Source organism: Geomonas edaphica (assembly GCF_004917075.1).
Taxonomy (GTDB): domain Bacteria; phylum Desulfobacterota; class Desulfuromonadia; order Geobacterales; family Geobacteraceae; genus Geomonas; species Geomonas edaphica.
In genome coordinates this window covers 119,775-141,523 of record NZ_SSYB01000001.1, presented here as the reverse complement: position 1 = coordinate 141,523, position 21,749 = coordinate 119,775, and the positions used below count along the sequence as shown (strand labels likewise).

Below are 21,749 nucleotides of genomic sequence, written 5' to 3'. Positions count from 1 at the left end.
GGTGGCTTCGCCACCTTATTTGCGTCTAAATGAGACGATCAGTACGATGCCGCCCCAAGTTAGGGCGAACAGGATCAAGCAAAGTTTCATCAACATGACGTTAATACCTCAGAGTAGAATGAACGATCATTCTGTTAGCGCCGCAGGGCGTCCCAGCATGCCCCGACCACCTGTTCGATAAGGGCGTCGTCCAGCTTTATGAAGCCCAGGATGTGATCGCGGCAGATGTCGACCAGCGGCCCGAAGAAGAGCGAGAAGAGGATGGCGAGTTCCAGCGGCTTGAAGATCTGTTGCTGGAGCGCCTCCTGGAATAGGTCGCTGATGACGTCCTTTCTACCCTCGCTAAAGAGCTTCTCCCTGCGGTGGTCCACGCCGTACGGGGAGTTGTGGAACTGCTCCACGAAGCGCAGTTGCAAAGGCTCCCGGATCAGGTGGCGCACCAACGCGGTCCCTATGTGCAAGAGGCGCTCGCGCACCGCCCCGTTTTCCGGGTACCCCTGCATCATGACCTCTACGAAGCGCTCCTCCACGTTCTTGTAGATCCAGCGAATCAGGTCGTCCTTGTTCTCGAAGTAGCGGTAGATGGTCCCCGCGCCGACCCCCGCCTTCTCGGCGATCATAGCCATGGGGGCCCCGTGGAACCCCTGCTCGGCGACGAGCTCGAGCGCAGCCTGGATGATGAGCTCACGCTTGTCGCAACACTTCTCTGCCTTCTCACACTTGTCGGTCTTATCCATCGTCTCTTTCTCCTGCGGAATGAATCTTCATTCCTTATAGACCCGCACCGACGTACCTGTCAATAAGGCAAAAGGAAAAATACGATTAAAAGCCGTAAAGACCTGACACTTGGCGCCCAGGATGCTGACAGTGCGGCGGTTTGACTCCGCATCACTTTTGGAGTAGATTTGCGCTCTTGTTATAGCGCCGCACTCGATGTCGCCTGAAAGGAAGAGCCATGATTGAACTGTTACGCATACGTCGCAGCACAAGGAAGTTTACCAGCGAGAAGGTCTCCGTCGAGACCGTCGAGACTCTCATAGAGGCCGCACTGAGAGCTCCCGCCTCGCGCAGCATCAACCCGTGGGAGTTCATCGTCGTGGACGACCCGGAACTGCTTCAGAAGCTTTCCCTCTCCAAGCAGCATGGCTCTGAGTTTCTTGCACGCGCCCCGCTTGCCATCGTGGTCTGCGCCGACGAGGTTAAGTCCGACGTCTGGGTGGAGGACTGCTCCATCGCCGCCATACTCATCCAGTGCACCGCAGTCTCGCTCGGGCTCGGAAGCTGCTGGGCCCAGATCCGCAACAGAAAGCACGACGCGCGGCAAAGCGCCGAGGCATACATCCAGGAGCTTCTGGGCCTCCCCGAAAACATCAAGGTCGAGTGCGTCCTTGGCATTGGCCATGCGGCGGAGCGCCCGAGACCGCTGCCGGCCGAAAAGCTGCAGCACGACAAGATCAGACGCAACCGCTGGTCCTGACAAATCCCGCCCAAAGGGGGGCGCCTAGTTGCGCGCCCCCTTCCTTTGATTCCCCTCCCCATCCGAAATAAGAAAACCGCCTACACGATAATCCGATGCATGCGGGCAGACCTCCCGCCCCCTTCTTGCTAAATGTGACACGACCACACATACAGCAAGTCCTTACGAAGAAGGCGGTTTCGCCTCAGAAAGGGAGGGGTCCGCAGATGCCCGCAACAATTCGCAATCAACAGGGGTTCACGCTCTTCGAGCTCATCGCCGTCATGCTCATCATCGGCGTCCTAGCAACGTTCGCCATTCCTGAATACACGTCATACCGTGCAAAAGCCTGCAACAGTGCCTCGGCAAGTGACTTGAAGAACCTCAAGACCGGCATGGAGAGTTATATGATGGAAAACCAGGAATACCCGGTTGTGGTGGCCTACCGATAGGTCGTCGGCTAGAAAGGAGTCGTAGGATGAAAAAGAGCATTGCCGTACTCTTTATGTTGTTTCCCTTTACCGCTGCGTACTGTGGCACCATGGGAAACAGCGATTTCAACAGCAGTGGTCTGACGCTTTACGGTGGCCGTGAAGGTTCTGCCGGGGAGGCTTTTCTGCTCAAGAACTCATCCGGGGTCAAACCCAGCATCAACAGCACTGTCTCAGGCTATGCGGCGATCATGCAGCATAAAAGCGGTTCCAGAGCCTTCGGCATGGCTTCAGACATCCAGACTATTTATGCAAAAGAGGTAACGAAAGGGGTTTACCAGAAGGACCCGACCACAGCGGATGGGACGTTTTTCACAACAGGTTGTTCCTGGAGCGCTGACTGCAGCCTCAGATAGCGCATATCATGACGGCAGGCATCGTGCTTCGTGCCTGGCTGAGCTATTAAAATAAAAAGGGGGGATGCCGCAGGCACCCCCCTTTTTTACATGCAGACCAAAAGCGGATCAGCGAGCCCTGAGCTTGTAGGGCCACGCCATGATGCCGCCGTCCATGAACTTCACGTTGGTGAACCCGGCCGCGTCGAGGATCTTCTGCGCCTCGTACCCCCTGAGGCTTATCTTGCAAAAGGTGACGATCTCCTTGTCCCTTGGAAGCTCCTCCAACTTTTCGCGCAGTACGCCGAGAGGGATCAGCTTCGCCCCCTCAATGCCAATCTCGCCGTGTTCGGCCGGCGAGCGGACGTCGAGCAGGATGAAATCCTCCTCTTCGTCGAGCTTGCGCTTCACCTCGCGGGCCGAGATGCCGCGCGCGTGCCCGGACAGCTTGTTCTTCATGATGTCGGCGGCAACGATCAGGTTGTCCATGGCCGCGCCGTACGGCGGGGCGTAGGCGAGGTCAAGCTGGGAGAGCTGCTCGGCAGTCGCCTTGAAGGTGATGGCGGCAGCCGCCGCGTCGAGACGCTTGTCCACCGCCCCCTCACCCGCCGCCTGCAGGCCAAGGATACGGCCGTTGCTGCGGTCGGCGACGAGCTTCAGCATGATCGGCTTCGCCCCGGGGAAGAAGTGGGCCCGGTCTGGGGCCGGCGAGAGTACCGTTTCCACGTCGAAACCATTTGCGCGCGCTTCGGTCTCGGTAAGTCCGGTTTTTCCAGCGTTGAAACTAAAGACCTTGAGGATACTGGTACCGATGATGCCGGCGAAGGTCGCCTCGCCTCCGGCGGCGTTAATACCGGCGACGCGCCCCTGCTTGTTGGCGGTGCTCCCGAGAGGAACGAAGACTTTCTTGCCGGTCACGAGGTGGGTCGTCTCGCAGCAGTCGCCGCAGGCGTAGATGTCGGGATCGCTGGTGCGCAGCATCTGGTCGACGGCTATCGCCCCGGTGGTGCCGATGGCAAGCCCCGCCTCACGGGCCAACTGTACGTTCGGGGTGGCGCCGGGAGCGAGCACGACCAAATCGGCCTTAATTTCCCGGTCCCCCACCAGGACCGTGGCCACGGTACCTTCACCTGCGAACCCGGTCACGGCGCACCCGGTGAGTACGGTCACCCCCTGCTGTTTCACGTGTTTTTCCACCGCCGCGGCGACCTCGGAATCGAGGACACCGGGCAGGAGCTGGTCACGCATCTCGACGAGGGTCACCTGCATTCCCTTTTGCCGCAGCGCCTCGGCGGTCTCAAGGCCGATGAGCCCCCCGCCGACGATGCAGGCAGCACTGCAGGAAAGGGCACTTTCTTTCAGAAGCTCAGCATCCTCGATGGACTTCACGGTGAGGATGTTCTTCAGACTGACGTTTTCGATTTTGGGGACGAATGGGGAACTGCCAGTGGCGAGGATCAGCTTGTCGTAGGGAAGCGAGGTCTCGGCTCCAGCCCCCTCGCGCAGCCGGATCACCTTCGCTTCGCGGTCTATGCCGGTTACCTCGGTGCTGGTCTTGACCGACACCCCCTTCACCTTCTTGAAGAAATTGGCGTCACGCACGACGCCGACCGGGGTGCTCATGAGTTCCTTCACGTCGGGAACCGTATCGGATACGTAATAAGGGATGCCGCAGGCGCCATAAGATATGAAGCTGCCGCGGTCGATGACGGTGATTTCCGCCCTTGGGTTGATCCTTCTGGCCTTTGCAGCCGCCTTGGCGCCGGCTGCGTTGGCGCCGACCACGACGATTCTCCTCTTCATCCACTTCTCCTTGCTTTTACGACAATTCCAAGCCCGGCGATGGAACCGGACAAAATACTACAGTCTGACGCTTTACGCTTTAGGTTGGCGCTCCGCTAAGATTCGCCCCGTTTACCCTTCAGGTCGAAGACGATGCGCACGAGCAGCAACGCAAACGGCCACGTATGCCAGAACAGGTCGAAAACATCCAACGGTTTTGACAACGTGCCTGCAAACAGCATCCTCACCTTGCCTACCAGGTGCGGCTCCGGATAAAAGGGGGCAAACCCGAGCAGCAACGCGACGGGAATAAGGGTTCCGTAACCGGGAAGACGCAGTTTACGCACCGAAAATCCTCCGGCAAAAGACGAGCACTGTCCTCGGTGCCAGCCATTTTACCCGTTGCTTTGCCAATTCTCCCAGCCGAAGTTGCACAATATACATTCGGTTTTCCTCATGTCAACAGATATTTACGGCTGCACCCCTTCAGCGTGCGCCGTATACGCTCCAGCGTTCTGTCCCCCGGGAGGTGCCCCCCCCGGATATGCGAAAAAGGGAGACCGAAGCCTCCCTTTTCCTTTGCAAATCGTCGCGCCGACCGGCGCGGTGGTTCAGAACCTTCAGCCGCCGCTGAAACACTTGCTGTCCGTGCTCCCGGATGCGGCGAAGATGGATAGCGCCTTTTTCACGTCACCGGACCCGCAGGCGGGGCAGTTTTTCTCCTCGACGCTGCCCCCTTTTTCCAGTTTCTCAAACTTCTGGCCGCACGCGTTGCAGACATACTCAAAGATAGGCATTTGTTCACGCTCCTTCGTATACATTCAATCTTTTGAATATAGTATATCCAGGATAAGCGGGTGTCAAGGGCGATCTTACGAGGTTGGCGCCGACATGCCTCCCGGTGCTGCACTCCAGGGATGACCTTGACGCCCTTGGCGCGGTCGATAGCACCGGTTGTTTCTCCTTGATGATGGCGCAGGCGGACCGGGAGCAAAGGCTAGTACAAAACATTATTTTAGCTATGAGATTAATTTTAGTTGACCCAATCATTAAAAATGCTAGCATGGCCGTTATTGCTAGGAATCATGTCACGACAGACCGTTTTATTTCACTGTAATACAGGCACGCAAAACTCGAAGAAACAGCTAGCGCCACAACCGAAGCAGCAGAAAGAGGACCAGCCACTTGTCTTTGCAAATCCTCGTTATAAGCGATAACGATCCATTCGCTGCTTATCTCTGCGGCCTGCTTCAGAGTGCGGGTCACACCCCACTCCCCGTCTGTCCGGCAAATGAAGCGTTTCCAGCGGTCAGAAGACGGAAGCCTGATCTGATCGTCCTTGCATTGGAGGCCTCAAGCGTCCCCTCCCTCGCGGTGGAACACAGGGTCCAGACCCCGCAAGGACCGCGCTCGGTCCCGGTCATCGTCATTTCAGACTGCCTGAGGCTCGAAGCGGAACTGCTCCAGGTATTCGACTTCATCCCGACGCCGTTAGACGAGAAGCGCCTGTTCGACGACCTGGCCCTTGTCGCACTCAGAAAGTCCGGGCCCCAGCATGAGGAGGAACTATCCTCCCGTCTGGCCTGTGCCTTCTCAAAGCACATACTGAAGCATACCGGGCTGCACTTCGAGGCGCGCAACCATGCGGCACTGGCGCGCGGGCTGCGCAAGCGGATGGCGGCGCTGCGCATGTGGAGCTTCGAAGAATACCTGCAGTACCTGAAGCTGCACGGCGAGGACCGCCACGAACTCCAGCGGCTCCTGCAGTTTCTGACCGTGGGCGAGACCTACTTCTTCCGTTACCCGGCCCATTTCGACGTCTTGAGAGAGCGTCTCGCCCTTTTAAAGGACGACCCGGCTCCGGTGCGCATCTGGTCGGCCGGGTGCTCCACCGGCGAGGAACCCTACTCCATTGCCATGACCGTGATGGAGGCGCTCCCCGACTGGAGCGAGCGTGACATACGGATCATCGCCACCGACATCAACAACCGTTCGCTGAAGCGCGCCCGCGAGGGAGTGTACTCCCCGTGGTCGATGAGGATCACCAGACCGGACCAGGTGCAGCGCTACTTCAGGCGGGTCGGCGAAAGCTTCCTGATCCGGGACGAGGTAAAGCAGCTTGTCCGATTCGCGCACCTAAACCTCTCCGCCCCCTGCCACGAGCCGCTTTGCGAAGAATTGCAGGAACTTGACGCCATCTTCTGCCGCAACGTCCTCATCTACTTCACCACGCAAAGCGCGGAGCAGATGCTGGAGCGGTTTGCCGACGCTCTTGCCCCTGGAGGGCTCCTCTTCCTTGGGCACTCCGAAACGCTTCTGCAGCATGAAGGGCTCCCCTTAAGCCTCAGGCGCCAGGAGCGGAGCTTCTATTACGTGAAGGGGGGGCAGCCGCAAAAGGAGAGCCGAGCCCCCGGCACCCCCCAGCCGGAGTGGGAGCTGACACCGGAGCAGATGCGGCTTGCCGCGGCATGGCTTGCCGCGCAGGCGCCGACAGTTTTGGAGCCGACCGCCCCGGCTGCGGCCGTCGAGGCGCCGCCACCGGCCAAGGGCTCTCCCCTACCCCTCCCTGCACCTGTGGCCCGGGACGCAACCGAGATGTTCCGGCAGGCGCGTGAGTTCTTCGACCGGGAGGAGTTCGACGCCGCACTGGCGCTACTTGAAGAACTGCTGCAAGAGGCCCCGGAGAACGCCGAGGCGCTTGTTCTCACCGGGTTCATCCTTGCCGGCAAGGGGGAGCTTCCCCGTGCCATGGAGAGCTGCGAGCGCGCCCTGAAGCTCAACGACCTGCTGGCAGAGGCGTACTTTCTCAAGGGGGTGCTCCTGGACGCCGATGACCGTCTTGCCGAGGCGGCCGCCGAGTACCGAAAGGCGCTTCTTCTGGACCATGACTTCATCATGCCGCGCTACCACATGGGGCGGCTGCACCTGCGCCAGGGACGCGTAAGCGACGCGGCCCGCGAGCTCAGAAACAGCATCCGGATCCTCTCCCGGTGGAGCGACGACCAGACCATCCCCTTCTCGGGGGGGCTGACCCGGGCGGTCTGCATGCTACAGCTGCAAAACGAGCTGGCACGGGTGGCGTGACAAACGGCCACAAGGCCACGCGAGGTAGACCATGGCAACCGGCAACGACAACGGATACGACATCCGCAGCATATTGAACCAGATGCGCGAGGAATACTGGGAAGCGCTTTCCGAGGAGGAGAGCGAAGCTAAGCAGATGCTCGAATGCCTCGTCTTCACCTTGGGTGGAGAGCGCTACGCTTTCGAGACCCACTTCGCCTGTGAGGTGATCCGCATCCCGAAGCTCATCCGGGTCCCCGCGGTGCAAAGCCTTGTCACCGGCATTTTCAACCTGCGCGGCGACATCACCGCGGCGATCGACATCCGTCCGATGCTCGGGCTGGCACAGCCTGAGTTAGGCCCTGCCGGTAGGATCCTCGTCGTGCGCGGCGACCTCTTCTCGACCGGCATCCTGGTGGAGGCGGCGCACGGGGTGCAGCCCCTCGATCTGGAACGGTTCGAAACGGCGGTGGCGGGGCTCTCCGCCGAGAGGAAACAGTTCATCCGTGGGCACTTCAACCTCGAGGAAGGTGCGGTCCTACTCCTCGACATGGAGGCCCTTCTTGCCGCGCCGGAGCTTTTGGTGGGCGAGGCATAACCGCACAGGCTCCCTTTGAGGGGCCGATAAAATACGAGACCGGGGTTCGACATGTCCAACAAGCTATCGGTAAAAATCGTCAGCGTGCTCATCATGGTCATGGTGGTCATCATGACCGCCTTCTCGATCTACTTCGTTCGCTCGCGCCGCGCCAACATGGAGCAGGAGCTCCTCTCCAAGGGACGCATCCTCGCGCAGACCGGCGCGCGCTCCATGGAGCGGATCCTCGAGGAGGCGGTGGCAAACGGCAACCTCACCATGGAGCAGCTCTTCGACGAGCACTACGTACCGATACCAAACACCGAACCGCAGAAATTCCACACCCAGTTCGACCACTTCATGGACCAAGCGGTGCAGCCCCTGGAAGACGAGTTCCTGCACGACGACCAGATAGTCTTCGCCGTCCTTACCGACCGAAACGGCTACATCCCTACCCACAACGCCAAATACTCGGCGCCCCTGACCGGTGACCGGGAGAAGGACAAGATCAACAACCGCACCAAGCGTATCTTCAGCGACTCTGTGGGACTTGCAGCATCCAAGAACCGGGAGTCTTACCTTAAGCAGGTGTACCAGCGTGACACAGGCGAAACCATGTGGGACCTCTCCTCCCCGGTCTTCGTCAGGGGTAAGCACTGGGGATCCTTCCGGATCGGCTTCTCCATGGTGAAGACCGAGCAAAAAGGGGCCGAGCTCAGAAACCAGATCGTCGGGAGCATGGCGATCATGCTCGTGGTGGCGAGCGTCACCATTCTCCTCGTGGTGAGCCGGGCGGTGCGGCCGCTTTTGCAGCTCACCGAAAAGGCGCACAAGATTACCGGCGGCGACCTTGACGAGACCATCCCCGTGGAGAGTAACGATGAGATAGGAGAACTGGCCGAGGCCTTCAACGTGATGACCACGGTCATCGTGCGCGACCTGAAAGACGAGATAGGGCGCAGCGGCCGTCTGATCGCCTCGGTGAAGGAGGCGGTGATCCAGCTCTCCAGCGCCGCCAACGAGATGATGGCGATCAGCGCGCAGCAGGCCTCGGGCTCAACCCAGCAGGCAAGCGCGGTCCAGGAGGTGACCACCACGAGCGAGGAAATCGCCATCACAGCCAAGATGATCACGGCCAATTCGAAGAGCGTGGAGACGGTGGCCGAGGACACCACGAAGAACTGCAACGGCGGCCGCGAGGACGTCGTGAACGCCATTGACGGGATGGGACAGGTAAGAAGCCAGGTGCAGAGCATCGCGAAGAGCATGCTGGAACTCGGCGAAAACAGCCAGAAGATCGGCGGCATCGTGGAGATCATCGACGAGATCAGCGACCAGACGAACCTCCTCGCCCTGAACGCCGCCATCGAGGCGGCCGGCGCCGGAGAGGCGGGCAAGCGCTTCGCCATCGTGGCCCAGGAGGTGAAGCGGCTCGCCGACCGCACCGTCGAGGCAACGCGCCAGATCAAGGGGCTCATCAGCGAGATCCAGCGCGCCACCAACAACACCATCATGGTTACCGAGGAGGGAACCAAGGCGGTCGACGCCGCCTCGCACCTCGTTGACAAGGTGCAGTACTCCTTCGCCACGATCCAGGCGACCGCCCAGGAGACGGTGCGTACCGCCAAGGAGATCACCCTCTCAACCCAGCAGCAGACCTCCGCCTGCGAGCAGATGGCGGAGACCATGAGCGAGGTGCGCGACGTGGCGCAGCAGGTGGCCCTCTCCGCGCATGAAACCGAGCGCGCCATCGCCGAGATCCTGGAGCTCGCCCAGAGGCTCAAGGAGATCACCGAGGAAGAGGCCTAGATGGGAAACCGGTACCTCGAGATCTTCTGCCGGGAGGCGGAGGAACATCTCGCCTCGCTGCAAAGCGGCCTTTTGGTGCTGGAGAAGAACCCGGCGCGGACCGAGCTTTTGCACGAGCTTTTGAGAAACGCGCACACGCTGAAGGGGTCGGCGCGCATGGTGGGGCTTGCCGACATAAGCGCCATCACCCACACCATGGAGGAGCTCCTGAAGGGGATGGAGCAGGGCCTTCGCCGCGTGGACGCGGAGACGATCGACCTTTTGCTGAAGGGTGCCGACGCGGTGGCGCTCATCACCTCGGCCCTCATGCGGGGCGTCCCCCCGGAGCTTGACGTGGAACGCTTCGTCGCCGAGTACGAACGGGGCGAATCGGGACGGCTTTTGCCGGCCGAGCCGCTCGAGGCGAAGGTGGAAGGAGCGGTCGCGGATACGGTGCGCGCCGACGTGAAGACCCTCGACAACCTGGTTAACCTGGTCGGCGAGATGATCATCAACCGAAAACGCCTTGAGGCGAAGCTTGAAGGGCTGAAGGAGCTCTGCTACGAGCTTCCCCCGGAGAAGGCGGCCCCCTTCGCCGCCTTTCGCGGCGAGCTGGAGGAGGACATCCTCTACCTCGGCTTTTTGATCCAGGACCTGCACGAAAAGACGATGGGGCTCAGGATGCTGCCGCTAAAGACCATCTCGGACGGTCTCGAACGGCTCGTGCGCGACCTCTCGCTGCAGCTTTCCCGCGAGGTGCAGTTCGAGATCGAGGGGCAGGGCATCGAGATGGACCGAGTGCTCCTCGACGGGCTGAAGCCCATCCTCATCCACCTTTTAACCAACGCCCTAAGCCACGGCATCGAGCCACCCGAGGCGCGCGAAGCGGCCGGCAAGCCGCGCCGGGGGAGCGTCCTTTTAAGCGCGCGCCACGAGGGGAACTCGGTGCTCGTCGAGGTGCGGGACGACGGGCGCGGTATGGACCCTGCCGCCATCAAGGCCGCCGCGGTAACCCGCGGGGTCATCGAGGCGCGCGAGGCGGAGGGGCTCACCGACGAGGAGGCCCTCTACCTCACCTTCCGCCCCGGCTTTTCCACCGCCGAGATCGTCACCGACATCTCCGGGCGCGGGGTCGGCATGGACGTGGTTAAGAAGAATATCGAGCGCGTCAAGGGCAACGTGACACTGTCGAGCGAGACCGGGCGCTTCACCCAGGTGACCCTGCAGCTGCCGCTCACCCTCTCGGTCCTGGACGCGCTCATCATCACCTGCGGCGGCGAAACCTTCGCCGTCCCCGCCACCTACCTGCAGGAGATCCTGAAGGTGCGTCGATCGGAAATCACCACCATGGGAACTGACGAGGTGATCAAGGTGCGCGGGGCGACCACACCGCTTTACAGCCTGGCGGGCATGCTGGGACTCCCGGCGCGGCGCGACGCGGGGGACGCCCCGCTGCCGGTCATCGTGCTAAAGCACTGCGACCAGAGGATCGCCTGCATCGTCGAAAGCCATGTGGGGTACTCCGAGGTGGTGGTCAAGGGGCTCGGCAAGCAGTTCGGAAACGTCCGCTACCTCTTCGGCGCCACCATCATGGGAGACGGCAACCCCGCCCTCATTCTCAACGTACCGGACCTCTTCCAGCCCGGAGGGGGTGCGCCGCGCGCCGTCCTCTCTCCCGAGGAGGAGGAGGCGGTGAGGCGCCGTCCGAAGGTCCTGGTCGTGGACGACTCAATCACCACCCGCACCATGGAACAGAGCATTCTCGCGGGCCAGGGGTACCACGTGGTGACCGCGGTCTCGGGCGAGGACGCCATGGAGAAGAGCGCAGCCGATCGTTTCGACCTCATCATCTCGGACGTGGAAATGCCGGGGATGAACGGCTTCGAACTCACCCGGCTCCTGCGCGCCTCGGAAACGTACCAGGACACCCCGATCATCATCGTGTCGTCCTTGTCGCGTGACGAGGACAAGCGGCAGGCGATTCAGGCGGGGGCGCAGGCCTATATCGTGAAGGGTGCCTTCGACCAGGGGCTTTTGCTGGAAACGGTGCAGATGCTCATAGGGTGACCGGGAAGGGGCGCTGAGCACCCCGACGAAAAGGAGCGACATGACCACGAGGATTGTGCTGGCGGACGATTCCCTCCTCGCACGCCGGCTTTTGAAAGACATGCTGCACGGTGTGGACGGCATCGAGGTGGTAGCCGAGGCGGCCGATGGCGTGCAGGCGGTCGAGGCGACCCAGTCACTCGCCCCGGACCTCGTCGTCATGGACCTGCTCATGCCGGTTTTGGACGGGCTGGACGCCATCGAGGAGATCATGTCCCAGGCCCCTACCCCGGTCCTCGTCCTCTCCGGCAACGTGGAGGCGAACGAGGTGGACCGCGCCTTCGCCGCTATCAAGCGGGGCGCCCTGGATGTCATGGAGAAACCGCTTTTGGAGGACGAGGCGTCGCTTGCACTCTTCGCAAAGACGCTGAGGGAGAAGATCCTTTTCCTCTCGAGGATCCGGGTGATTCGGCACCCAAGGCGCAGGATGCGGCTCCCCGAGGCGATCCCTCCCCCGCACGGCGGCGCCGGCCACACCATCCTCGCCATCGGCGCGTCAACCGGAGGGCCTAAGGCGGTGATGCGGCTTTTGAAGTCGCTTCCCGCGGGTTTCCCGGGGACCGTCTTCGTGGTGCAGCACATAGCTCCCGGTTTTGCGCGTGGCTACGCCAAGTGGCTGGACCGTGAGTGCGCCCTGCCGGTCACCACCGCCCGGGACGGCGCCACGTGCAACTCCGGTGAGGTACTGGTCGCGCCCGACGGCAGCCACCTCACCCTCGACAACGGTACGATCCGGCTGGTTGGCACCCCCCCGGTGAACTGCTGCCGACCTTCCATCGACGTCTTCTTCTCGTCGCTCGCCCGGCAGCGCTGCGATCAGGTCGTGGCGGTGCTGCTCACCGGCATGGGAAGAGATGGCGCGCAGGGGATGCTGCGCATCCGGGAGGCCGGTGGGACCACCATCGTGCAGGACGAGCCCTCCTGCGCCGTATTCGGCATGCCAAAGGCCGCCATCACACTCGACGCCGTGGATCGGGTGGTCCCGTTGGACCTGATCCCCGCCGTCCTGGAACGACTCTTCGGAGAAGTACGCCCCGACCCCTCATCGGGCGCCGCCGCGCCCGTCACCTGACCTAAAGGAGCCACCATGAACGAAAAGATCCTCATCATAGACGACAGCGAGCTTGTGCTCGCCATGGCGAAAGACGCACTGGAGCAGGCAGGATACCTGGTACTTACCGCCACCAACGGCATCGAGGCAAATCGGTACATCTTCTCCAAGGAGAGACCGGACCTGATCATCATGGACATCATGATGCCGATGCTGGACGGGAACAAGAAGGCGAAGCTGCTAAAGGAAAACGAGGTGAGCCGCGACATCCCGATCCTGCTCCTCTCCTCGAAGAGCGAAGCGGAGATGCGCGCCCTGATGGCCGAGGCCGGTGCGAACGGTTACATCCTAAAGCCCTTCACCGCGGCGCAGATCACCGATACGGTGCGCGGCTGTCTGGCCCGGCCCTGATGGCGCCCTCTTCCCATTTTTGCCAGTCCACAAGGCTCTAGCGGCGCAGGTTGTAAAAAAACGAACAGTGCATTTTTTTACCCTAGCGCCGTAAAGGTGCGAAAGTGCGCAGTTCAACAGTAGGAACAGACTGAAAGTGTAAATTTTTTCACACTCCCACCGCTCGGTGCCACTACGAGAGCGTCACCATAACCTGCCGTTTTAACACGACTTCTCTCAATCGCAGTCTTGGCACACATATTGGAAATAAGGTCCCTGTTGTCGATGCCATCGTTATCGGGGAGAGAATCATGGACCAACAGTACAGCATCATCAATCAGTGCCTCCAACTGCTCAAGCAAAGCGACATGCCTACCATAAAGAAGCTACGGGTGGAGATCCAACTCATCCAGATGAAGAGGCTATTGCTGAACGACGCCCTAACTAATGAGGTGGTCCGGGGCTCCTGTGGCGAAGACGTTTTCGAGGGGCTCTTAAGCCAGATGCGCAGGATCTGCGGCGAAGGGTACCACGGCGATGCACTCACCGACCTGATGGAGCGGATCGGTGGAATGCTGACCGTCCTTGGCGGAGAACACGTCCACCACTAGCAGGTGGCGGCCGGGAGCGTCACGGTGGCGAGGGTCCCCTCGCCCGGACAAGAAGTAAGCTCCAGCCGGCCGCCATGCTCGGCGACGATGTACTGGGAGATGTAGAGCCCGAGGCCGCTGCCGCCGCGCTCAAGCTTCGTCGAATAGAAGGGCTCGAAGAGCCGTTCCATCGTTTCTGACCCTATGCCGCTGCCGTTGTCACGCACCTCGACTAACACCTCTTCTCCCCCCGTCTCGCAGCGGGTGGTAAGGCGGATCTCGCCATGGCCGCCAGTGAAGGACTGCATGGCGTTCAGAATGAGGTTGATGAGTACCTGCTCGATCTGCTGCTGGCTGCCGGCGACGACCGGTAACCCGGTGCCCAGGGAGGTATTGAGCTGGATGTCCTTGTTGGTCTGGCAGGCAAGCACCGACAACGCCGCGCCGACCGCCGCGTTCACGTCCAGCTTCTGGTGCTGCCGCACCGTGCCGCCGACCCCGTAGTCCCTTAGTCCCTGCACCACCATGGCGATACGCTCCGAGTTTTCCACGATCTTTCCAGCGTTTTCCACCAGGACGAGCCGCGCCTTGTTATAAGGCACCCCTCCGAGATAGAAGTCCCCCTCTTCCTGCCATACCCCGTCCAGAAGCGGCAGCGCGTCAGCCAGCATCTTGCCGATCATGTGCCCGGAGAAGCGGATCGACGCGTTCGGGTTGTTGATCTCGTGCGCCATCGAGGAGAGCAAAAGTCCGAGCGAGGTCATCTTGTTGGTCTGGATAAGTCGCGCCATGACCCGCTTCTTCTCCTCTTGCACCTCGAGTTTCATCGCTTTCAGGAGCTCCTCCTGCAGTGCGAGGTTTTCCAGTTCGCGCAGCTCCAGCGAGGCGGCCATGGCGTTTATGGCGTTCGCGGCGCGACCAAGTTCGTCGTCCCCGTCGAGATCGACGCGTGCGGAGAGCTTCCCCGAGCCAATCTCCTCAATCCCGCCCAGAAGGAGGTTGAAGGAGCCGGTCACCCGCTTCAGGACGTGGTAGCTAAGCAGCGAGACCACGATCCAGAAAAGGGTCCCAATGCCCAGGGAGGCGACGACCAGGGTGAGGACCCGCTCGCGCTCGCCGGTGGTATCGAGTCTAAGGCGCACCTCCCCGATGACCCGCTCCTCGTTCCCTTCCCGGTGGCCAAGAAGCGCCGACTCAGGAGAAAGTCCACTCGGCAGACTGATGGGGACCGACATGGTTACCGCGTCGTCAGGGATGCGCTCCGACTTAAACTGCCGGGCGTACACCCTCCCCTCGCGGTCGCTGATCGAAACGGAGAGCACCGAGGGGTAGCGCGCGGTACTCTCAGCAAGCGACTCGAGCGCCTTCACGTTCTCGGCGAAAAGCGGCAGCCGGGCGTTGTGCGCGAGGATAGTGGCAAGAAGCTTCCCCTCGCGCTCTAGGTTGCTGCGGTACGTGCCCGCCTCGGTGGCAACATAGAAGGAAACGAAGGCGGCGGTAAGCAGGGCAACGGTCCCGGTGAAGATCAGATAGAGACGGAAACGGAAGCTCTTCGCGTAGGGGGGAAGCCGGAGTGTTCTTCTCCTCATCTCAATGCCCCCCCAGACCGCTTAGCTTTAATTGGCGCACCACCCCATCGTTGGTCCTGCTGAGCACCTTGCGTGGGGAGACCATCCCCTCTTCCGGGTCTCTCCCCTCGAGCATATCCAGGGCCATCTCTCCCAACTGTCTTCCTATGTCGTACCGGTCGATGGTGAGTGCCGCCGCCGCCCCCATGGTGAGGTAGACGTCGGCGAAGCTGACGACCGGTACCCTCTCGGACTGCGAGAAAAGGAAATAGGCCTCGGTCGAGGCGGCAGACACCGCGGTTACGTCCGGAATCATCCAGAGCGCGTCTACCTTTCCCCTGAGCGACTGGAGCATGGCCGGCGTTTCCTTGGGAGCGTGAACCTCACGCAGAACGAGACGGAGATGCCCCTTGGAGGCGGCCAGAGCCTTTTTCACGTAGACGCCGCTGCGCCCGGGGTCGTAGAGCACCCCTACCCGGTCGGTGCCGAGCGTTTGGAAGAGGGAGAGGTACCGGGCCGGATCGAAAAGCATGCTGATGCCGCTTACCCAGCGACGCGGCTTCACGTTGAGCGCCATCATGCACAAAACGGGGGTTTCCCCCTGCCGCTGGGCCAGTTCGAGGGCGCGGTCCCCGATGGCGACGATCACCTTTGGATGCTCTTCCCTCACGATCCGGACGAGGTCAAGGTCGGCGTAATCGGAGAGGACTATCATGCGGCTTAAGGCGCGGCATTCCTTCCTGAAGCCCCGGACCGCTTCCTCGTACCCCTTCTCATGCATGGACTGTACGATCAGGACGTCGTAAGCAAGGGCGGGCAAGGGAGTAAGCAACAAAAGCAGAAATAGCAGGGACCTTAGAACTTGCATCTCACCCCCGCTTCGCCCCAACGTCCTGCGTTCTGGTACTTGCTGTCAAGGTACTGCCGTCCGTCGAGGAGGTTACGCAGCGAAAGGAAAACCTCAAAGTCCAAGGCGTCCGTCGAGGCAACCCGTTTGCTAAGGTGCAAGTCCCAGATCATCTGTCGAGCTTCGGTTTGTTGCGGTGCGTTCCAGTCGACGAAGGTCCCGATTATTTCGGCGTGCAGTTGCTCGGCAAGGTCATATCTGAGCCCTATCTTCAGGGTATGCACCGGCACACCATGGAGCACGCGGTCGCTGTCTTTGTCAGTGGCCCTAACGAATGTGTACCCGGCGGAAAGGGAGGTGTTCCACACCGGGACGGTCTTCGCCTCCACCTCCACCCCCTCCTTCAACTGCCTCTGCTTCGGCTGGTTGGGGTCATCCGGCTGGATATTGCTCGTATCGTTGCGGAACATGGTGCCTTTGAACCAGAGATACGGTAAGTCGCCGGTTTCGAAACCTACCTGAGAGGTCCAGACTTTCTCCGTGGAATCGTCTCGATTCAGCGAGGTGAGGCTGTATCCCTTGGCGGTATAGGCGCGCAGCACGCTGTTTTCGGTGATGGCGTAGGTAACTCCGAAACTCGGGCTGAAGTGGTCCCCTCCAGAACCGGTCCTATCGAAGCGGGCGCTGGGGGTTATGGCAAAGGCCCCCAGGGTAATGGTATCGATGAGGAAAACACCTACTCGGTCCGCGCGCCACACCGCTCGCTGCCCCGCGAAGTTAAGGTTGGCTTTTACGTGGTCGTAGTCGATCCCTCCTACCAAACGGTGCGTATCGCCAAGCCAGGAGAGCTTCAGGGTCCCCCCCTTGCTGCTCTCCTTGTCGGTCGCCACCTGGTACACCAACGTCTCAGTGGGGTTGAGAACAGAGAAATGCGAAGCGTAACGCCGCGCCTGCAGCGAGGCGTCGAGCACCAGTCGGTGCGTAAGGGGGTAACGCAGCGCCAGCATGGAGATCAACTGTCGAGCGTACTGGTCGACGTTGACCCTCTCGGTCGCTATCTGACCGCTTTCATTACGGCTAAACCCAGTATTAAAGGCGATCTCTCCACCTGCTGGCAACTCGTAACGCAATTTTCCATAGGCGTGACCAAGATCAACACCGTTGTTTGGGAGCAGGCCATCAGAGCGAAGTTTACCTGCGGTGAGATAGTAGCCAAAACGCTGCAGCGCACCGTTGGCCTCCACCCTACCATCCACCGTCTCCCGCGTGCCCAAGGAGCCGGAAACGAGCCCACCGAAGGTGCTGTCTCCTTGGGGTTCTTTAGTGATGACATTTATGACGCCCCCCAGGGCACTCCCCCAGGAAGATGAAGCCGCACCCTTTACAATCTCGACGCGTTCGATCATCTGGGCCGGAATGGAGCTGATGTCGGGGAAATTGTCGGCCAGGCTGTTGATGGGGATGCTGTCGATGAGGACGAGAACATGATTGAAGCCGGCGCCTTGGAGGCGAAAATTGCTGACCGTGCCGGGCGTCCGGTTCATCTCTACCTGCACCCCGGTAACGCTGTACAGCACGTCGGCAAGGGTGTGCGCGTTCAAGTCTTCGATTTCTTTCGAGGTCACCACGGTGATGTTCTCAGCCGTCTGCGAGGCCGGGCGCGGGGACCTGCTGCCGGTCAGTATCTCCGTCCCCGGTCCGTTGTATAGCTCAAGAGAGCTCAGGTCGTCGCCGGCATATGCGGTACCGGCAAGCAGAACCAGCAAGAGCGGCGCAGACAACAAAAGCACCCTCATGATGGCATAGCTCGCCTGGTGCAAGTCATTACGTTTGCTCAACAGCCCCTCCGCTAGATAAATTTTTTTTAAAAGTTATTGCAATCCAATTAAAGCAGTGTTAATCTTAGCACACTCTAAGGAGCAGTGCAAACCAAATCAATCGAACGAAAGGAGGCAATGGCAATGGCAAAGGAAAATCTGGCATTAGAAGTTCTGGAGACTGGGGTTGACCCGGAAATGCAGGCTGATGGCGTAAGCTGCTGCTGGACCATCTTCACTTACTTTGACAACACAACGTGGTAGCCCCCGCTGCTGCGTGCGCCACAAAAGATATGCGTGGCGCACGCAGCAGTCGGTCTTGAAAAACCAGTACGAGATCCAATGACCAGTCATATTGAAATGGGATCAAGCTATGCACCTGTCGCGCTACCTTAAGATCTACCCCGCAATAAACCGCGCCGATCACTTTCTTCTCTTCTCCACTTTACGCCTTTCCGCCGTCGTCCTTTCCGGCGCCGCCCTGTCCCATGCCCGCAACGGCACACTGCCAGAGCCTGAGCGCGACAAACTCGCCCACCTCGGCATGCTGGTGCCCGATCCAGAGATGGAGCTCGAGCAGATGCGCGACATGCTGGAGCGGGTGAATGCGAAAAGCCGCCGCTTCACCGCCATGGTCGTGCTCAACCTGGACTGCAACCTAAACTGCGGTTACTGCTACGAGGCGGAGTTCCGCGGTGGGCAGTACATGAGCGACACCACCGCGGACCTCCTGGTCGATTACCTGCTGCGCGAGCGCATCACCCGCGGCTTCGACGTTGAGTTGAGCTTCTATGGCGGCGAACCACTCATGTCACCGGACCTGATACGCCGCATCTCCGTACCACTCAAGGAACAGGCGGAGCGCCAAGGGGTCGAGTACCGTTTCAACCTCGTCACCAACGGCACGTTGTTGACCCGCGTCCTTGCCGAGGAACTTGTGGCTCTTGGACTGAAGGGAGCGAAATTCACCCTGGACGGGCCGCGGCATATTCACAATATAGAGCGACCCTACGCCTCCGGATCGGGAAGCTTCGACGCCATCGTGGACAACATCACCGCCATTTGGGACATAGTCCCAATCCAGCTCGGCGGAAATTTCCGCAGGGAGAACTACCTGCACTTCCCGCGCCTGTTCGACCAGCTCATCGAGCGGGGCATCACCGGAGACAAGATCCGCATGGTCTTCTTCACGCCGGTGACCCCGAAAGCAGGGTGCTCAGAGCGCACCTCCGGGTGTGCGAATTCAAGCGCCCCGTGGCTCGTCGACACACAACTCTACCTACGTGAGGAGACCATCAAGAGGGGCTTCTCCACTTCCAAACCAAAGGTCGCTGCCTGTATCGTGGAACTCGAGAACAACATCGTGGTGAACTGCGAGGGGGAACTGTACAAGTGCCCTGCTCTCATGGGGTGGGACGGCTTTTCCGTCGGCAATATTACCGACGGGATTACGGATTACCGGGAGTCGCACGCCGTCGGCAATTGGCGCACCGAATCCTGTCTTGAGTGCGCCTACCTGCCGCTTTGCTTCGGCGGTTGCCGGTTCCTAAACCTGCTGCAGGACAAACCAGTGGGGGAGGTCGAATGCCGACGCGACTACCTGGACGCCGCCCTGCAGCGGATCGTGGAACAGGACCTTGCCTACGCGAGCGTCACGCGAGCGGCAAAAGCCTGTGCGCCGTCCCGCGTCCCCTCCCCTGCCATTAGTGGCGCTCCTGCTTCAGCCGCTTGTTGAGGGTCGGGCGGGTCACCCCCAAAAGTTCGGCCGCCTGGGTCTGGTTGCCGCTGGTTATCTTCATCGCCTCGGCAATCAGATACTCCTCCACTTGAAGCACCGTAGGAAACTTCCCAAAGAGCGCAAAGATCGGGTTGCCACAGTCCACCGGCTGCGGAGCCCGCGCCGGGGCGGGTGCCACCCCAGGGAAATCGGCCACCGACAACGGGGCGCCGTCGTTGCAGGTGACGGCGTGGTGCACCATGTTGTACAGTTCACGGACATTACCGGGAAAGCTGCATTGCTGCAGCGCCGCGATCACCGCAGACGGTACACTCGGCACTGGCTTTTCCTGCTCGGCCGCGACCTGGCGCACGAAGTAGTCGACGAGCACCTCCAAGTCCTCGAGCCTCTCCCGCAAAGGGGGAACCCGGAACTCGTGGGCGCAAAGGCGGAAGTAGAGGTCGTTTCTGAAGGTCCCTGCTGCCCTGAGCGCGGTGAAATCCATGTTCGAGGCGGCAACGATGCGGGCATCGCTTTTAAGCAAAAGGTCTGACCCCAACCGGTAGTACTCACGCTCTTGCAAAAGCCTCAGGAGCTTGATTTGGGAAGCGTGATTAAGGTCGCCTATCTCGTCCAGGAAGAGTGTCCCACCCGCCGCAGCCGCGATCAGGCCGTCGCGCTTGCTGTCCGCACCGGTGAAGGCCCCCTTCTTGTGCCCGAAAAGGGTATCGGAGAACATGAAATCGTCGAGACCTGCCGCATTCAGCGAAATAAAGGGTCCCGACACCCCTGAGACTTCGTGGACCGCGCGGGCGAGGAGTTCCTTTCCCACGCCGGTCTCTCCGGTAATGAGCACGGGGAGCCTCGAGGAGGCGATCGCCTCGATGTACTGGAAGATGCCACGCATCTTCTTTGATTCGGTGACTATGCCGGCGAAGGCTTCTGGGTTCCCAAGGGTATCGGCAAGGAGGTAGTCCTTGAGCATCCGGTTCTGCTGCCCAAGCTCGCTCACCTGCATCGCCTTTTTGACGCTCGCCACCAGACGGTTCGGGTCGACCGGCTTGGTCAAAAAGTCAAAGGCCCCCTGGCGCATGCAGGCGACCGCTGTCTCCACGTCCCCCATCGCGGTCATCACGATCACAGGGACCTCCGGGTGCTCCACGGTGAGGCTCTGAAGGATCTCCGCCCCAGAGACGTTGGGCATCACCCAGTCGAGGACCACCGCACTCACCCGGCGCTCGCGCAGGTATGGGAGCACTTGGCGACTGTCGGAGATGGTTGTGACTTCGGGGATGTCGCTGGCCGCAAGGAGCAACGATACCTCGTTGAGGATCCCCGGTTCGTCGTCCACGACAAGCATCTGTTGCTGGGTAACCGTTTTTGCTCTCATCACACCACCCGGATCGGAACAGTATACTTAAAGGACTCACATCATATATTATTAAGCTCCTTTATTCAACCTTCTTCTCCTTACGCGCGGATATTTTCGTGATACTCGCCGCGTCAATCATGTTGCAATGACAGGCGGAATCGGCTTAATCTACCCTTGAGCAAGACCAGAAACTACGGAGGCATACATGAATCCTAGAGCACTCCTGGAAAAATATTTCGCAGACAACCCACAGGGACTGGAGATAGTATTCCGACACAGCCGCATGGTGGCTGACAAGGCGCTCGCCATAGCCGAAGGCGTCAAAGGGAAGCAGCTCGACCTTGGCTTTATCGAAGAGGCGGCTCTGCTGCACGACATCGGTGTCTCCCGCGTCTACGCGCCTAAGCTCAACTGTTTCGGCAAGGCGCCTTATCTAAGCCACGGCATCATCGGGCGCAAGATACTCGATGCCGAGGGGCTGCCGCGCCACGCCATGGTCTGCGAGCGTCACATAGGTGTCGGGCTCACCGCGCGGGACATCGTCGAGCAAAAGCTCGCCCTTCCCGAGCGCGAGATGTCCCCGGTGACCGACTGCGAGCGCATCGTGGCCCTCGCCGACCTCTTCTACTCAAAGAAGGGGGGCGAACTGGAACGGGAAAAGAGCACTGAACAGGTACGCAGTGACCTCGCGCGCTTCAGCTTGGAAAAGGTCCGCATCTTCGAAAACTGGCTCGCCGACTTCGGCCTCGGCACTCCCACGGAAGTCCTCCCCCTTGCATCATCCTAATTAGCCTCCCAT

At 60.6% G+C, this 21,749-nt stretch carries 20 protein-coding genes; 12 read left to right on the top strand and 8 right to left on the bottom strand.

The window, feature by feature from the left end:
• Window positions 1–134: 134 nt before the first annotated feature.
• Window positions 135–737: a TetR/AcrR family transcriptional regulator gene (locus E8K79_RS00595; RefSeq protein ID WP_136513002.1), complete on the bottom strand. Its 603-nt coding sequence runs from the start codon at window positions 735–737 to the stop codon at window positions 135–137.
• A 218-nt stretch (window positions 738–955) separates the two neighbouring features.
• On the opposite strand from E8K79_RS00595, the gene E8K79_RS00590 reads away from it, so the two are divergent.
• The 3 genes from E8K79_RS00590 to E8K79_RS00580 all read left to right on the top strand — a co-directional run bounded on the left by E8K79_RS00590 (window position 956) and on the right by E8K79_RS00580 (window position 2,303).
• Window positions 956–1,477: a nitroreductase family protein gene (locus E8K79_RS00590; protein WP_136513001.1), complete on the top strand. Its 522-nt coding sequence runs from the start codon at window positions 956–958 to the stop codon at window positions 1,475–1,477.
• A gap of 206 nt (window positions 1,478–1,683) precedes the next feature.
• Window positions 1,684–1,908 (top strand): type IV pilin protein, encoded by a 225-nt coding sequence (locus E8K79_RS00585; protein ID WP_136513000.1) that lies wholly within the window; start codon window positions 1,684–1,686, stop codon window positions 1,906–1,908.
• Between the two features lie 26 nt (window positions 1,909–1,934).
• Window positions 1,935–2,303 carry a hypothetical protein gene (locus tag E8K79_RS00580; RefSeq protein ID WP_136512999.1) on the top strand — a complete coding sequence of 123 codons (369 nt, stop codon included), beginning with the start codon at window positions 1,935–1,937 and terminating at the stop codon, window positions 2,301–2,303.
• A 108-nt stretch (window positions 2,304–2,411) separates the two neighbouring features.
• On the opposite strand, the gene E8K79_RS00575 is transcribed toward E8K79_RS00580, so the two are convergent.
• The 3 genes from E8K79_RS00575 to E8K79_RS00565 form a co-directional block, all read right to left on the bottom strand.
• On the bottom strand, window positions 2,412–4,085 hold the full coding sequence (locus E8K79_RS00575; protein WP_136512998.1) for an FAD-dependent oxidoreductase: 1,674 nt from the start codon (window positions 4,083–4,085) through the stop codon (window positions 2,412–2,414).
• Window positions 4,086–4,180: 95 nt separating this feature from the next.
• Window positions 4,181–4,411 (bottom strand): RND transporter, encoded by a 231-nt coding sequence (locus tag E8K79_RS00570; RefSeq protein ID WP_136512997.1) that lies wholly within the window; start codon window positions 4,409–4,411, stop codon window positions 4,181–4,183.
• A gap of 273 nt (window positions 4,412–4,684) precedes the next feature.
• Window positions 4,685–4,861, bottom strand: a complete 177-nt coding sequence (locus E8K79_RS00565; RefSeq protein ID WP_136512996.1) for an FmdB family zinc ribbon protein — start codon at window positions 4,859–4,861, stop codon at window positions 4,685–4,687.
• Between the two features lie 577 nt (window positions 4,862–5,438).
• Between E8K79_RS00565 and E8K79_RS00560 the strand changes: the two genes are divergently transcribed.
• The 7 genes from E8K79_RS00560 to E8K79_RS00530 all read left to right on the top strand — a co-directional run bounded on the left by E8K79_RS00560 (window position 5,439) and on the right by E8K79_RS00530 (window position 13,650).
• On the top strand, window positions 5,439–7,148 hold the full coding sequence (locus tag E8K79_RS00560) for a CheR family methyltransferase (protein ID WP_246043650.1): 1,710 nt from the start codon (window positions 5,439–5,441) through the stop codon (window positions 7,146–7,148).
• A gap of 31 nt (window positions 7,149–7,179) precedes the next feature.
• Window positions 7,180–7,725 (top strand): chemotaxis protein CheW, encoded by a 546-nt coding sequence (locus E8K79_RS00555; protein ID WP_136512994.1) that lies wholly within the window; start codon window positions 7,180–7,182, stop codon window positions 7,723–7,725.
• Between the two features lie 51 nt (window positions 7,726–7,776).
• Window positions 7,777–9,513 (top strand): methyl-accepting chemotaxis protein, encoded by a 1,737-nt coding sequence (locus E8K79_RS00550; RefSeq protein WP_136512993.1) that lies wholly within the window; start codon window positions 7,777–7,779, stop codon window positions 9,511–9,513.
• On the top strand, window positions 9,514–11,559 hold the full coding sequence (locus E8K79_RS00545) for a hybrid sensor histidine kinase/response regulator (protein WP_136512992.1): 2,046 nt from the start codon (window positions 9,514–9,516) through the stop codon (window positions 11,557–11,559). It abuts the gene before it with no gap.
• Window positions 11,560–11,599: 40 nt separating this feature from the next.
• Window positions 11,600–12,670 carry a chemotaxis-specific protein-glutamate methyltransferase CheB gene (gene cheB, locus E8K79_RS00540; RefSeq protein WP_136512991.1) on the top strand — a complete coding sequence of 357 codons (1,071 nt, stop codon included), beginning with the start codon at window positions 11,600–11,602 and terminating at the stop codon, window positions 12,668–12,670.
• A gap of 15 nt (window positions 12,671–12,685) precedes the next feature.
• Window positions 12,686–13,060 (top strand): response regulator, encoded by a 375-nt coding sequence (locus E8K79_RS00535; protein ID WP_136512990.1) that lies wholly within the window; start codon window positions 12,686–12,688, stop codon window positions 13,058–13,060.
• A 290-nt stretch (window positions 13,061–13,350) separates the two neighbouring features.
• Complete coding sequence (locus E8K79_RS00530; protein WP_136512989.1) at window positions 13,351–13,650, top strand: hypothetical protein; 300 nt, start codon at window positions 13,351–13,353, stop codon at window positions 13,648–13,650.
• On the opposite strand, the gene E8K79_RS00525 is transcribed toward E8K79_RS00530, so the two are convergent.
• Genes E8K79_RS00525 through E8K79_RS00515 form a run of 3 tightly spaced genes read right to left on the bottom strand, consistent with a single transcriptional unit; the run spans window position 13,647 to window position 17,882 of the window.
• On the bottom strand, window positions 13,647–15,218 hold the full coding sequence (locus E8K79_RS00525; RefSeq protein ID WP_136512988.1) for a sensor histidine kinase: 1,572 nt from the start codon (window positions 15,216–15,218) through the stop codon (window positions 13,647–13,649). The genes E8K79_RS00530 and E8K79_RS00525 overlap by 4 nt on opposite strands.
• A 1-nt stretch (window position 15,219) precedes the next feature.
• Window positions 15,220–16,065: an ABC transporter substrate-binding protein gene (locus tag E8K79_RS00520; protein ID WP_136512987.1), complete on the bottom strand. Its 846-nt coding sequence runs from the start codon at window positions 16,063–16,065 to the stop codon at window positions 15,220–15,222.
• Window positions 16,053–17,882 (bottom strand): TonB-dependent receptor plug domain-containing protein, encoded by a 1,830-nt coding sequence (locus tag E8K79_RS00515; RefSeq protein WP_246043648.1) that lies wholly within the window; start codon window positions 17,880–17,882, stop codon window positions 16,053–16,055. The genes E8K79_RS00520 and E8K79_RS00515 overlap by 13 nt, the downstream gene beginning before the upstream one ends.
• 352 nt (window positions 17,883–18,234) lie before the next feature.
• Between E8K79_RS00515 and gptM the strand changes: the two genes are divergently transcribed.
• The gene (gene gptM, locus E8K79_RS00510; RefSeq protein WP_136513939.1) at window positions 18,235–19,596 is read left to right on the top strand and encodes a geopeptide radical SAM maturase; all 1,362 of its coding nucleotides are present in this window, start codon (window positions 18,235–18,237) and stop codon (window positions 19,594–19,596) included.
• Here the strand turns inward: gptM and E8K79_RS00505 are convergent.
• The gene (locus E8K79_RS00505; RefSeq protein WP_246043646.1) at window positions 19,565–20,968 is read right to left on the bottom strand and encodes a sigma-54-dependent transcriptional regulator; all 1,404 of its coding nucleotides are present in this window, start codon (window positions 20,966–20,968) and stop codon (window positions 19,565–19,567) included. The genes gptM and E8K79_RS00505 overlap by 32 nt on opposite strands.
• A 187-nt stretch (window positions 20,969–21,155) precedes the next feature.
• Between E8K79_RS00505 and E8K79_RS00500 the strand changes: the two genes are divergently transcribed.
• Window positions 21,156–21,737 (top strand): HD domain-containing protein, encoded by a 582-nt coding sequence (locus E8K79_RS00500; RefSeq protein ID WP_136512986.1) that lies wholly within the window; start codon window positions 21,156–21,158, stop codon window positions 21,735–21,737.
• Window positions 21,738–21,749: the final 12 nt, after the last annotated feature.